This window comes from Mesorhizobium helmanticense, from assembly GCF_003034915.1.
Lineage (GTDB): Bacteria > Pseudomonadota > Alphaproteobacteria > Rhizobiales > Rhizobiaceae > Mesorhizobium > Mesorhizobium helmanticense.
The window spans coordinates 32,421-45,095 of record NZ_PZJX01000052.1 but is presented as its reverse complement, the minus strand read 5'-3'; the positions used below and the strand labels follow the sequence as shown (position 1 = coordinate 45,095).

Here is a 12,675-nt window from a genome sequence, read left to right as displayed (position 1 = left end):
GCTCACTTGACGATTCTGAGGCGCATGCGGTCGAGCGAGAGCGCCACCGCGGCGATGATCATCAGGCCCTGCACGGTCTGCTGGATATAGGGCGAAATCCCGAGCAGGATCATGCCGTTGGCGAGCACGGTGACGATCAGCACGCCGATCAGCGTGTTGACGACACCGCCTTCGCCGCCGGTCAGCGCCGTGCCGCCGACGACGACGGCGGTGACCGCGGCAAACAGCCTGCCGTCGCCGATCACTGCGTGCGACTGGCCAAGCTGCGCGGCGGCAAGCACGCCCGCGATGCCGAAGAAAAACCCCGCCAACGCGAAGGCGGTGATGCGCACGCGTATCACGTTGACGCCGGAGAGTTTTGCCACGTCCTCGTCGCCGCCGATGGCCAGGATGTGGCGGCCGAGCTTGGTGTGGTACTGGATGACAGCGGCGAGCAGGAATGCCCCCGTCGCGACCCAGACCGCCAGCGGCATGCCGAAGAAACGGTGTAAGGCGAGGTCGCGGATCGAGGCGTCGTTGAGGCGGATCGCCGAGCCGCCGAGCATATAGACCGACAGGCCAAGGCCGATGAACCACATGCCAAGTGTGGCCATGAAGGACGGGATGCGCAGCATGGTCTGGACAAGACCGCTGACGAAACCCATGGCGGTGCCGGCAACAATCGCGGCGAGCACGGCCCACCAGCCATAGTCATTGCCATTGCCGTCATTGGCGGCCAGCAGCACCACCACCATCGCCGACACCGACAAGGTCCCCTCGACGGAGAGGTCGATGCTGCCCATCAGGATGATGAAGGTCAGCCCCATCGCCAGCGTCAAAGGCACGGCGGCCGAATTAGCGACGCGCACGAGATTGCGCAGTTCAATGAAGTTGGGATTGGCAATGGCGATCAGCACGCACAGCACGATCAGCACCGCCAGTGGCGCCAGGCTGCGCCAGCGCCTGCCGCCGAACAGGCCGGCGATGCGGCCGGGGATCAGTGTCATAAGCGTCGTCCGCTCGATGTCCGAAACGGACTTCAGGGGTTCTGTATGGATTGTCAAGAAACCGCTTCCCGTCTGCGTCATGACCGTCGCCGATGCGGATACCGTGCACGGCGCCTGTAAGAGGGAGCGGGCCGCCAAGGGGGGGTGGCAGGCCCGCTCGGGCGGTCAGGTACGGATGGCTCCGGTCACCCGACCCCACAGGTCGTTCCAGTCGATCTCCGGCTTCGCATCGACATTGGTCTTGTAATATTCCTCGACATTGTCGTGCGAGATTAGCACCGCCTTGCCGTAGAATTCGCGGTGCTCCGGCGGCTCCTTGACCGGGTCGAACTTGCCGATCTTGGCGTTGTAGCCGATGGCCAGTCCCATGCCACCCTGCCAGAACGGATCGGAGGTGACGGTGCACGCGAACTCGCCGGTGCGCACCGCGTCGACCGCCGTCTTGATGCCGTCGACGCCGACGATCGGCACCTTGCCGGCGAGGTTCTCGGCGCGCAGCGCCTCGAGCGCGCCGGAGCCCATGTCGTCATTGGCGGCCCAGATGCCCTTGATGTCGTCGCCGAAGCGGGTGAGCAGATTGCCCATCAGGTCGAAGGCTTCGGTCGATTTCCAGTTGGCGACCTGGAAGTCGAGCAGCTTGATGTCGGGATTGGCGGCAAGCGCTGCGTCGAGACCTTTCTTGCGCTCGATCGCCGCGGTGGTCGAGATCAGGCCGCCGAGTGCGACGATGCCACCCTTGCCGCCGATGGTCTTGAACAGGATCTCGGCGATGGTCTTGCCGCTTGCAATGCCGTCGAACTCGATATGGGAAACATAGTTCGGATTGAAGTCCTTCGGGTGCAGATCCGCCGGCTTGTTCCACTGCGTCACGACATAGGCGCCGGCCTTGGCGCAGGCTTCCACAATCGGACGCGCATCGGGCGTGTCGTTGGGATCGGAATTGAGCACCATGTTGCCGCCGGTCTTGGCCAGCATTGCCTTGATGTCGGCGATGCCTTTCTCGCTGTTGCCTTCGGAAACCAGCGTGACGTGTTCGAGCCCGGCCCATTTGGCGTAGGCCTCGGCGCCGGTCTTCCAGACCGCATGGTAGGGATTGGATAGCGAGCGAATCGACGTCACCAGCGTCGGCTTGTCCTGCGCCCGCAACACCCTCGGCATGGCGAGCGTCGCCAGTCCGGCGGTGGCGCCCATCATCAGCGTCCGGCGGCTGACCGTGCCGGAACGTGTGGAAATCGTCCTGTCCTTCATTCTCGAACCTCCCAGTTGAATCTCCGTTTTCCGTTCGGCGGCATGCGCGGAGCGCCTCGCCTTCGGCAAGGATTGCCAAGTTCCTCCACTTGTACGACAACCCTTCAACACGGCAACCATACCCTTTCTCTTGACGCGACACAAGGGACTTGAGATCGTCGCGCGCATGAGAGGCCGGGCAGCATCGGGAGGAAAAATGCCGGATTACATCATTGTCGGCGGCGGCACGGCCGGCTGTATTCTCGCCGCCAGGCTGAGCGAGGATCCGGATGTGTCCGTGGTCCTGCTTGAGGCTGGCCCGCCCGACACCGATCGCTACATCCATCTGCCGGTCGGCTTCTTCAAGATGACATCGGGACCGCTGATCTGGGGCTATGACACGGCGCCGGGCAAGGCGATCGACGGCCGCACCATGGTCTATCCGCAGGCGCGCGTGCTGGGCGGTGGCTCCTCGATCAACGCCCAGGTGTTCACCCGCGGTTGCCCGCAGGATTACGACGGCTGGTCTACCGAAGAAGGCTGTGCGGGATGGAGCTACGCCGAGGTGCTGCCCTATTTCATCCGCTCCGAGGGCAACGACACATTCGCCGGTCCGCAGCACGGCATCGATGGACCGCTCGGCGTTTCCAGCGGCGCGCCGCATCCGCTGACCCGGGTCTTCGTCAAGGCGGCACAGCAGGCGGGTCTTCCCTTCAGGGCGGATTTCAACGATGGCCAGCAGGAAGGTGCTGGATTCTACCAGACGACGACGCGTCAGGGGAAGCGCAGCAGCACGGCGGTTGCCTATCTCAAGCCGACGCTTGGCCGCAGGAATCTGACCTTGCGGACCGACGCCACGGTCAGCCGCATCATTGTCGAGAACGGCCGCGCCATCGGCGTCGAGATCATCGCCAATGGCCGCGCCGAGCTGCTGCGCGCCGGGCGCGAGGTGATCGTCACGGCCGGCGCCATCGGCTCGCCGAAACTTTTGATGCTGTCGGGCATCGGCCCGGCCGCCCATCTCGGCGCGCACGGCATCAAGGTGATCCACGATTTGAAGAACGTCGGCCAGAACCTGCACGATCACATGGATGTCGACGTCGTCGCCGAGCTCAACGGGCCGCATGGCATTGACCGCTACAAGAAGAAGCGCTGGCAGGCGGTCGCCGGCCTCGAATACGCGCTGTTCGGCAAGGGGCCGGTGGCGTCCAACATCGTCGAGGCCGGCGGCTTCTGGTGGGGCGACCGGGCGGAGAAGACGCCTGACATCCAGTTTCATTTCCTGCCCGGTGCCGGGGTCGAGGAAGGCATCGGCTCGGTCCCCGGCGGCAATGGCTGCACGCTGAATTCCTACCATGTCCGCCCTCGCTCGCGCGGCAGCGTCACGCTGCGATCAGCGGATCCGCGCGATCCGCCTGTTATCGATCCCAACCCCTTCGCCGAGCGCTACGACCTCGAGCGCGCCATCGACGGCATCGAGATCAGCCGTGAGATCCTGTCGCAACCGGCCTTCGCCAAATACATCAGCCGGGAGCACCTTCCGGGCGCGGCAACCAAGGGGCGCGCCGCGCTCGAAGCCTTCGCCCGTCAACACGGGCGCAGCGCCTACCACCCGGTCGGTTCCTGCCGGATGGGCGGCGATGCCGACAGCGTCGTCGATCCCGAACTTCGCGTGCGCGGACTCGGGGGCCTGCGCGTCTGCGACAGCTCGGTCATGCCAGGCATCGTTTCGTCAAACACCAACGCCGCCGTCATCATGATCGCTGAAAAGGCGGCGGATATGATCGTCGGGCGCAGCCAGCCGCCGGCGCAGCAATCTTACTCGTCCAGGAACATCGAAGGCGGTGGAAAGTCGGCGCGGCTATAGTCGACGACGATGAATTTGCCGCCCTGGCATCGTTCCACGACCGGGTTGTAGTCGTGGCTGAACCGCGACGGGACCAAGCCGGGCGTTGGCTACTTTTCCATCCGGTACTGGAAGAACTGCAAGAACAACTCTCGCTCGGTGGTGATGTCGAGCTTTTCGTAGATGCGCCGGCGATGGTTCTTGACGGTGCCGACGGTGATGCCGAGACGCTCGGCGATGTTGGCGGTCGGGTGGCCGGCAAGGATAAGCTGGACGAGTTCCCGCTCGCGCAAGGACAGCTCCGGCCACAGGCTGACCGGGATGGTCGGCTCCTGCCGCGGCGATGCGCCAGGGCTGGTTGGTGCCGACGTACGAGAGAAATCGGCACCGCGCGTGGTAATGTCGAGCGCATGCAGCGCTTCGAACACCGGCAGCCGCTGCTCCAGTTGGGCTATTTCGCTGTCCCTGAACGATGTGGTCGAGCGGTCGAGGAAGATGCCGAGACACCAGTCGCCGCCATCGGCCAGCATAATGCCGACCTCGTCGCAGATTTCCGACTGCGCCAGGAAGTCGGCTATGTACTGGCCGCGCTTGGCCTCGTCGTCGGCAAACCGCTTTAGCGGCATGATTCCGAGCCTTCGCTCGCGTCGCCACGAGGCATAGAACGGATCGAACACGTAGTAGCTGTCGAGATAACGCCGAACCATCTCGTCCGAGAAGCGCCGGTGCTTGACGAATTCAGGGGTCTGCGTCGCCGAATAGCGGGTCACCGTGACGAGGTCGTGCGGAATGTCGGCGCCGATCAGGTCGATCAGGCAGTCGACATGCCGGTCTGTGCCGGTGGCCGCGATCGCCTTCGCCAGCGGCATCCAGATTTTCCCCATGCGCATGCCCTTTTCTCGGCGATGAACAGCCACCCGTCATTGTGTCTTTAGGCATATGGCGCGAGGCCACTCGCCGAATCTAGCCTAGCGTCAACCTGGACAGATCCCCGAGGCGACCGTGACTCAGCCAAACCTCACCGGCCCGATCGTTGGCAATCCGCCAATCATTGGCAATCCAATCGTTATCGGCATCGACGCCGGCGGCACCATGACCGACACGATCCTCGTGGATCAGGACGGACACTTCAAGATCGGCAAGTCGGCGACCACGCCGAAGAACGAGGCCGAGGGCTTCCTCGCTTCGGCCGAAGACGCGGCTGATGCATGGGGCATCTCGCTCGAAGCGCTCTTCTCCGGCGTCAATGTCGTGCTCTATTCCGGCACCGGCATGCTCAACACGCTTTTGTCGCGCACCGGGCGCAGGCTTGGCCTGATCACCACCAAGGGCCTGGAGGACATGATCCTGATGGGCCGCGGCCTGCAGGCCTGGGCCGATTATTCCTACGCCGACCGTCTGCACGCGGTGACACATCACCATCCCGATCCGCTGGTGCCGCGTCGCCGCACCCATGGCGTCACCGAGCGCATCGACCAGTTCGGCGATATCGTGCTGCCGCTCTACGAGCACGAGGTTTCCGTTGCCGCGAAGAATCTGATCGCCGACAAGGTCGAAGCTATCTGCATCATGACCATCTTCTCGCACGTCAATCCGGTGCATGAGAAGCGCATCGCCGAGATCTGCCGTATGGAGATCGACAAGGCCGGCGTCGACATCATCGTCTACACCAGCCACGAGGTTCGTCCGGTCATCCGCGAGCAGTCGCGGCTGAACTCGGTGCTGATCGAAGCCTACGCCACCTCGCGTGGCCGCAAGCAGCTCAAGGGGATCGAGGACGTCTCGAAGAAATACGGCTTCAAATATGGCGTGCAGACGCTGCTCTCCTTTGGCGGTCTGACTTCGATCAATCACCCTCGCCTGCACGAAACCATGATCTCCGGCCCGATCGGCGGCATCCTTGGGGCGGCCTATGTCGGCAAGCTGATCGGCAACGACTCGCTGATCTGTTCGGACATGGGTGGCACCTCCTTCGACATGGGGGTCATCACACGCGGCCAGACGCGGATCGAGAACGAGCCACTGATGGATCGTTTCAAGCTCAACGTGCCGACGCTGCATCTCGACACCATCGGCGCCGGCGCCGGCATGATCCTGAAGGTCGATCCGTTGACCAAGAAGGTCTCGCTCGGGCCGGAGAGCGCCGGCTCCGACCCCGGCCCGATCTGCTTCGACCGCGGCGGCACCGAGCCGACCATTGCCGATTGCGACGCCATCCTTGGTCGCCTGAACCCGCATTATTTCCTTGGCGGCAAGGTCGTGCTGCAAGTCGAGAAGGCTCGCCGCGCCTTCCAGGAGAAGTGCTCCGACATATTGGGCGTCGGCCTGGAGGAGGCCGCCGAAGGCATGATCGACATGCTGGAGTCCGATGCCAACAACGCACTGCGCCGCGTCATCTCCGGGCAAGGCATCCACCCGTCGGAGTTCACGCTGCTCTCCTATGGCGGCTCCGGCCCGTTGCATCTCGCCGGCTGCTCGCGGGGCATCGGCTTCAAGGACATCATCACCTTCCAGTTCGCCGCCGCCTTCTCCGCTTTCGGCTGCACCACCGCCGATTTCATGCGCCGGCATTCGGTGTCGACGCAGCACGACATCCCGTCGCGCGCCGACGAGGCGACGCTTGCCGGCTTCGGCGCCAAAGTCACCACGGTCTGGAACGATCTGACCAAGGCCGCGGTCGACGAAATGATCGCCGACGGTCACGCCGGCGAAAAGATCAGGACCGTGCCGTTCCTGATGATGCGCTACACCGGCCAGCTCGAGGACGTCGAGGTCATGGCACCGCTTGCCGAGGTCAAGTCGGCCGACGACATGCGCAAGGTCATCGACGAGTTCGAGGCGGTCTACGCCAAGGTCAACCATCGCGTTTCGCGCTATGGCGAAGCCGGCTTCACCATCACCGAGCTGGGACTGATCGCCACCGCCGACAAGGTCAAGCCGGTGCTGCTCAAGCGACCGCTCGGGGCTTCCGATCCCGCAGCCGCCCACAAGGGTTTGCGCGAGGCCTATATCGCTGGGCGCTGGCACAAGGCCGATCTCTACGAGATGGACCTGCTGCAGCCCGGCCATGAAGTGATCGGCCCGGCCATCATCGAACACCCCGCCACCACGCTCGTCGTCCATCCGCAAGATCGTGTCTTTGTCGATGAATGGACGCTGCTGCATTATTCCCATGCTTGAGAGGGCGAACGCCATGTTGGACAAACCTGCCTCGGCTCTGCGCCTTCGCGAAAGGCTGATCGAATCCGAACGGCTGATGGACGAGACCGGCTGCTATGACGGCATCACTGAACTGTCGCTGCGCAACCAGGATCCGCTGAAATTCGAGACGCTGCACACCAAGCTGCGCGCCTATTGCGTCTCGGCCCGCGAGATGGCGCGCCGCATCTCCGCCTCGCCCGGCGTGCGCGAGGTCGGCGAGATGGTGGTTGCCATCTATACGCCCGAAGGCGACGCCATCGCGCTGTCCAACGGCATCATGGTCCATGTCCACACCATGAGCCGCTTCATCAAATGGATGATCAAGGAGGGCTACGAGGAAAACCCGCGCATCCGCGAAGGCGATATCTTCGCCAACAACGACGCCTTCATCGGCACCGTGCAGGTTCCCGATGTCATGGACGTGGTTCCGATCTTCTACGAGGGCACGCTGGTCGGCTGGGCGGGCGCGGTCTGCCACGAGCTGGAGGTCGGCGGCATCACGCCGGGCGGCGATGTCTGTCTGGCGCAGGAGCGTTTCACCGAGGGCCTGTTCGTCTGCGCCGAGAAGATCGGCGAGAATGACGAGATTCGCCGCGACTACGTCATCCGCTGCGAGCGCAATCTGCGCATGCCGATCTACTGGGTGCTGGACGAAAAGGCCAAGGTCGCCTCCTGCATCGACATGCGCGAAAGCGTCAAGCAGCTGATCTCCGAGATCGGCCTCGACTATTGGATGAAGGTGTCGAAGGAGTTCATCGAGGAAGGTCGGCGCGCCCAGCTTGCCCGCACGCGCCAGCTCACCGTGCCCGGCATCTATCGTGGCCATACCTTCTATGGCCACGTGACTGAGGGAAAGCCTGGCTTCCAGCCGCTCGGCGATCCGAACTGGCTCTACAACATCCCGATCGAGATGGAGATCACCACCGACGGCAAGATCACCATGGACTTCGATGGCACCCAGCCCTGGGGCTACCATTCGATGAACTGCACGCCGGCCGGCATGGATGGCGGCATGTTCGTCACGCTGACCCAGCACATGAATTTCGAAGGGCTGGTCAATGACGGCGCCTGGATGGCGACCGAACTGAAACTGCCGCACGGCACCTGGACCAACCCCGACAACGAGATGGTGGCGACCGCAACGTCATGGGCATTGCTGCTGCCGGCTTACGGTGTGTTCCAGCGGCTGCTGTCGCGCAGCTTCATTGCTCGTGGTTTCGTCGAGGAGGCCTTCGTCGGCCAGGTCAACAGCCCGATGATCGAGATGGGAGGCGAAAGCCAGTATGGCACGCCGTTCGGCATGGCGCATTTCGAATGCGCCGCCGCCGGCTCCGGCGCGCTCGCCATCAAGGACGGCCTCGACACCGCCTATGTCGGCTGGAACCCGGAATCGGACATGGGCAACATCGAGGTCTGGGAACAGTCGATGCCGATGGTCTATATCGGCCGCTCGATCGTGCCCAACTCCGGCGGCGCTGGCAAATATCGCGGCGGCTGTTCCTTCGTCTCGACCTGGCTGATCAACAAGACCTCGCATCTGAGGCTGCATACGTCGGAACATTCCTCGCGCGTGTTCGACAATGGCGGCATGTGCGGCGGCTATCCGGCGCCGACCTGCCAGAAGCACCGCGCGGTGCGCAACTCAGACATTCACGAGTTGGCCGCGAAAGGCGCGCCGCTGGCGCATGCGCCCGGCATCGACCCGCACGTCTCGGACTATCAGAAGAACATCGGCGGCGACCATGTCGTGGTCGAGGGCCCCTACATCACCGCGCCGCACAAGGCCGGCGACATCTTCAGTCATTCCTACAATGGCGGCGGTGGTTACGGCGACGTGCTTGAGCGCGATCCGATCAAGACGGCCTGGGATGTCGAGAACGGCTTTCTCACCCGCGAAGCCGCGGACCAGGTTTTCGGCATTGTGCTGAAGGACGATGCCGACGGCTATCCGGTTGCCGATATTGAAGCCACGGTCGAACGCCGCGCCGCCGTGCGCAAGCAACGTTTGGCGAATGCGATACCAGTGGCGGACTGGATCGCCGCCGAGCGTGGTCGCGTCGAGAAGGCCGACTTCGCACCCGAGGTCAAGAAAATGTACGCCAGCGCGATCAAGCTGTCGTCGCGCTTCACCAAGGATTTCAATGATTTCTGGAATGTTGATGCGATATCGATCTTCACGCCGGGAGCAAAGCCATGACCTCGTACAGCAAGGAAATCCTTCGCGATCTGGCTGGCGGCCAGCTGCCGTGGCCGCAGACAAGGCGCATCATGAGCGCCTACAAGGACGATGACCGCTTCTTCAAGATGGTCGCCGTCTATCAAGACCGCGTCGCCTGGAAGGACCCCATCCTGTTGCCGGTCAGCGACCATCTGTTCATCTGCCAGAGCGGCGATAGCCGAGTGACCAGATGCGAATGCAGTCATTCGTTCGGGGACTACCGCAAGAACTGGAAGCTGAGCGCTGCGATCCATGTGCGCAACACGGAAGAGTCGCTGCGCGAGATCTATCCGAACAGCGACCTCCCTGATCCCCAGTGGATGGAGATCCGCGAATTCATCTGCCCGCAATGCGGCACGCTGCACGAGGTCGAGGCGGCGGCACCGGGCTATCCGATCGTCCATGATTTCGAACCCGACCTCGAAGGGTTCTATCGCGACTGGCTGGGAAAGCCGCTCGAAGGAACATGATGCTGTGAACCGCGTCGCAGGCAAGGTTGCGCTCGTCACCGGGGCCGGCATGGGGCTCGGGCGGGCGGCTGCCTTGCTGCTTGCGGCCGAAGGCGCGAAGGTCGTGGTCACCGACATCGATGAGGACGCCGCCCGGCAGTCGGCCGAGTTGATCGGGCAGGCTGGCGGCGAAAGCCTTCACCACCACCACGACGTCTCCAGATCCGAAGCCTGGCCAGCGGTCATGGCAGCGGTCGAGCAAAAATTCGGCCGGCTTGACGTGCTGATCAACAATGCCGGCATCGCCATCGCCAGGAACATCGAGGACACGTCGCTGGAGGAATGGCGGCGCACCATGGCCGTAAATCTCGACGGTGTGTTCTTCGGCTGCCAGCAAGGCATCCGTCTGATGAAGACATCGGGCGGCGGTTCGATCATCAACCTGTCGTCCATCGACGGCATCATCGGCGAGGCCGACCTTGCCGCCTACTGCGCTTCGAAGGGCGGCGTCCGCACGCTGACCAAGGCGGTTGCCGTGCACTGTGCCGAGAAGCGCTACGGCATTCGCTGCAACTCGATCCATCCCGGCTACATCTGGACGCCGCAGACGGAAAATTATCTGCGCGACCTCGGCACGCTGGAGCAGGAAAAGGCAAGGGCGCTCGCGCGCCACCCGATCGGCTTCCTCGGCGAGCCCGACGATATCGCCTACATGGTGCTCTACCTCGCCTCGGATGAATCGAAATTCGTCACTGGCTCCGAAATGGTCGTCGATGGAGGCTACCTTGCCGTGTAATCGCCAAATCTCGCCCGGCCTGATTGCTTGCCCCAAACCGACCGGAGAATGCGCGCGATGACAGATCTTTCCGGTCGTAGCGCGATTATCACCGGCGGGTTCTCCGGCATGGGCTTTGCCATTGCCACGGCGCTGGTGGAGGCGGGTGCGAATGTCGCTGTCGGTTCCTATATCGCCCCTGTCGGCACTGATAAATCCGATGCCGCCTACTACCCCGGAGCGGACGAGATCGAGCGTGTACGGGCGGCCCTCGCGTCCCATGGAACGAAGGTCCACGCCGCCCATCTCGACGTGCGCGACAGCGACGTCACCAACCGTTTCGCGGCTGACGCCGAAGCCGCCATCGGCCCGATTGACATACTGGTCAACGCCGCCGGCACCACCGCCGAGCAGCCGGTCTGCGGCCATTCCGACGCGCTCTGGGACAAGATCGTCGACACCAATCTGACCGGCGCCTTCCGTATGACCCGTGCAGCACTGCCCGGCATGATCGAGCGCGGCTGGGGCCGTATCGTCAACATCGGTTCGACCGCGGCTTCGGTCGGCTGGAAGGACAATCCCGCCTATTGCGCCTCAAAGGCCGGGCTGCTCGGTTTGACCCGTTGCGTGGCGCTGGAAGGGGCAGCACACGGCGTCACCTGCGTCATGATCAGCCCGACCTGGGTCGAGACCGAGCTGATGCGCCGCAACGTGGCGCAGGTCGTCGAGCGCGAGGGCAAGGGGCGCACACCAGAGGAAGCGATGGCCGAGATCGCCCGCGGCAACCCGCAGCAGCGCATGCTGCAGCCGCAGGAGATCGCGGCACTCGCCGTCTTCCTGTGCTCGGATTTGGCCAAGGGCATCACCATGGAAAACATACAGATCACCGGCGGAGCGTTGTGGTAGCGCTCGCGCTGGATGGTTGCGGCCTTCATGGGAAGAGGCCGGTATAAAGCAAGGAAAAGTCAAACCGACAGGGGAACTGATATGAAAAGTACCAATGTCTTGAAAGGCGTCGGCATCGGGCTGGCGCTTCTGCTTGCCGCAACCGCTCAAGGGCGAACCGCCGAACCCGGCGCCAAGGACGAGCCGATCAAGCTCGCCATGCTCGAATGGACCGGCGCCCACGTATCCACCCACATCGCCGGACAGTTGCTCGAAAAGCTCGGCTACAAGGTCGAATACGTCACCGCCGGCAACTTCCCGCAGTTTTCCGGCCTTGCCGACGGCTCGCTGAGCGCCTCGGTCGAGATCTGGCTCAACAATGTCGGCGACATCTATCCGAAGGTGCTGGCGGAGAAGAAGATCGAGGACATCGGCAAGCTCGATCTGAAAACCCAGGAGGGTTGGATCTATCCGAAGTTCATGGAGAAGGTTTGCCCTGGGCTGCCTGACTGGACCGCGCTGAACAAGCCTGAATGCATTCAGGCACTGTCGACGCCCGAAACCGCGCCCAATGGCCGCTTCCTCGACTATCCGGCCGACTGGGGATCGCGCGCCGCCACGATCCTCGCCGACAACAACATGCAATACACTGCCGTGCCGGCCGGCTCTGAGGGCGCGCTGGTCGCCGAACTCGAAGCCTCCGAGGCCGCCAAGTCGCCGCTGGTGATGATGTTCTGGGGCCCGCACTACGCGTTGGCGAAGAACGAGGTCGGCTGGATCACCATGCCGCCGTGCAAGGAGCAGACCAACGAACATTGCATCACCCCGCCGGATGTCGACAAGATCGTCTGGTCCGGCTTCGGCGCCAAATGGCCCGCCGCCTATGCGTTCCTCAAGGCGTTCAAGATGGACGCCACCGAGCAGCAGAAGATGATGCTGGCGGTGGACAAGGAGGGTAAGGACCTCGACGCCGTCGTCAAGGAATGGGTCGACAAGAACGAGGCCGTCTGGAAACCTTGGGTCGACGCGGCCAAGGGGTAATTTCACAATGTCTCGCTCAAGCGATGACGAAAATCGCCGCTCGGTTC

The 12,675-nt window shown here is 63.4% G+C and carries 10 protein-coding genes; 7 read left to right on the top strand and 3 right to left on the bottom strand.

What is annotated here, in order from left to right; all coding sequences use genetic code 11:
- Positions 1–2: 2 nt before the first annotated feature.
- Together C9427_RS27665 and C9427_RS27660 are read right to left on the bottom strand one after the other, a co-directional pair.
- Complete coding sequence (locus C9427_RS27665) at positions 3–1,043, bottom strand: ABC transporter permease (protein WP_245437189.1); 1,041 nt, start codon at positions 1,041–1,043, stop codon at positions 3–5.
- A gap of 108 nt (positions 1,044–1,151) precedes the next feature.
- Positions 1,152–2,234 carry a sugar ABC transporter substrate-binding protein gene (locus C9427_RS27660; RefSeq protein WP_107652224.1) on the bottom strand — a complete coding sequence of 361 codons (1,083 nt, stop codon included), beginning with the start codon at positions 2,232–2,234 and terminating at the stop codon, positions 1,152–1,154.
- Between the two features lie 196 nt (positions 2,235–2,430).
- Between C9427_RS27660 and C9427_RS27655 the strand changes: the two genes are divergently transcribed.
- Positions 2,431–4,080, top strand: a complete 1,650-nt coding sequence (locus C9427_RS27655; RefSeq protein WP_107652223.1) for a GMC family oxidoreductase — start codon at positions 2,431–2,433, stop codon at positions 4,078–4,080.
- Positions 4,081–4,169: 89 nt separating this feature from the next.
- Here the strand turns inward: C9427_RS27655 and C9427_RS27650 are convergent, their stop codons facing one another.
- Positions 4,170–4,949, bottom strand: a complete 780-nt coding sequence (locus C9427_RS27650) for a helix-turn-helix transcriptional regulator (RefSeq protein WP_107652222.1) — start codon at positions 4,947–4,949, stop codon at positions 4,170–4,172.
- A gap of 160 nt (positions 4,950–5,109) precedes the next feature.
- On the opposite strand from C9427_RS27650, the gene C9427_RS27645 reads away from it, so the two are divergent.
- The 6 genes from C9427_RS27645 to C9427_RS27620 all read left to right on the top strand — a co-directional run bounded on the left by C9427_RS27645 (position 5,110) and on the right by C9427_RS27620 (position 12,628).
- Complete coding sequence (locus C9427_RS27645) at positions 5,110–7,239, top strand: hydantoinase/oxoprolinase family protein (RefSeq protein WP_107652322.1); 2,130 nt, start codon at positions 5,110–5,112, stop codon at positions 7,237–7,239.
- 13 nt (positions 7,240–7,252) lie between these two features.
- Complete coding sequence (locus tag C9427_RS27640; RefSeq protein ID WP_107652321.1) at positions 7,253–9,457, top strand: hydantoinase B/oxoprolinase family protein; 2,205 nt, start codon at positions 7,253–7,255, stop codon at positions 9,455–9,457.
- Positions 9,454–9,948 (top strand): acetone carboxylase subunit gamma, encoded by a 495-nt coding sequence (locus C9427_RS27635; protein ID WP_107652221.1) that lies wholly within the window; start codon positions 9,454–9,456, stop codon positions 9,946–9,948. Before C9427_RS27640 ends, C9427_RS27635 begins: the two co-directional genes overlap by 4 nt.
- A gap of 4 nt (positions 9,949–9,952) precedes the next feature.
- Entirely contained in the window at positions 9,953–10,723 is a 771-nt protein-coding gene (locus C9427_RS27630; RefSeq protein ID WP_107652220.1) for a glucose 1-dehydrogenase, read from the top strand.
- 57 nt (positions 10,724–10,780) lie between these two features.
- Positions 10,781–11,608, top strand: coding sequence for an SDR family NAD(P)-dependent oxidoreductase (locus tag C9427_RS27625; protein ID WP_107652320.1), 828 nt, complete (start codon positions 10,781–10,783; stop codon positions 11,606–11,608).
- 81 nt (positions 11,609–11,689) lie between these two features.
- A complete protein-coding gene (locus tag C9427_RS27620; RefSeq protein WP_107652219.1) occupies positions 11,690–12,628 on the top strand; it encodes an ABC transporter substrate-binding protein in 939 nt (312 codons plus the stop codon).
- Positions 12,629–12,675 lie beyond the last annotated feature (47 nt).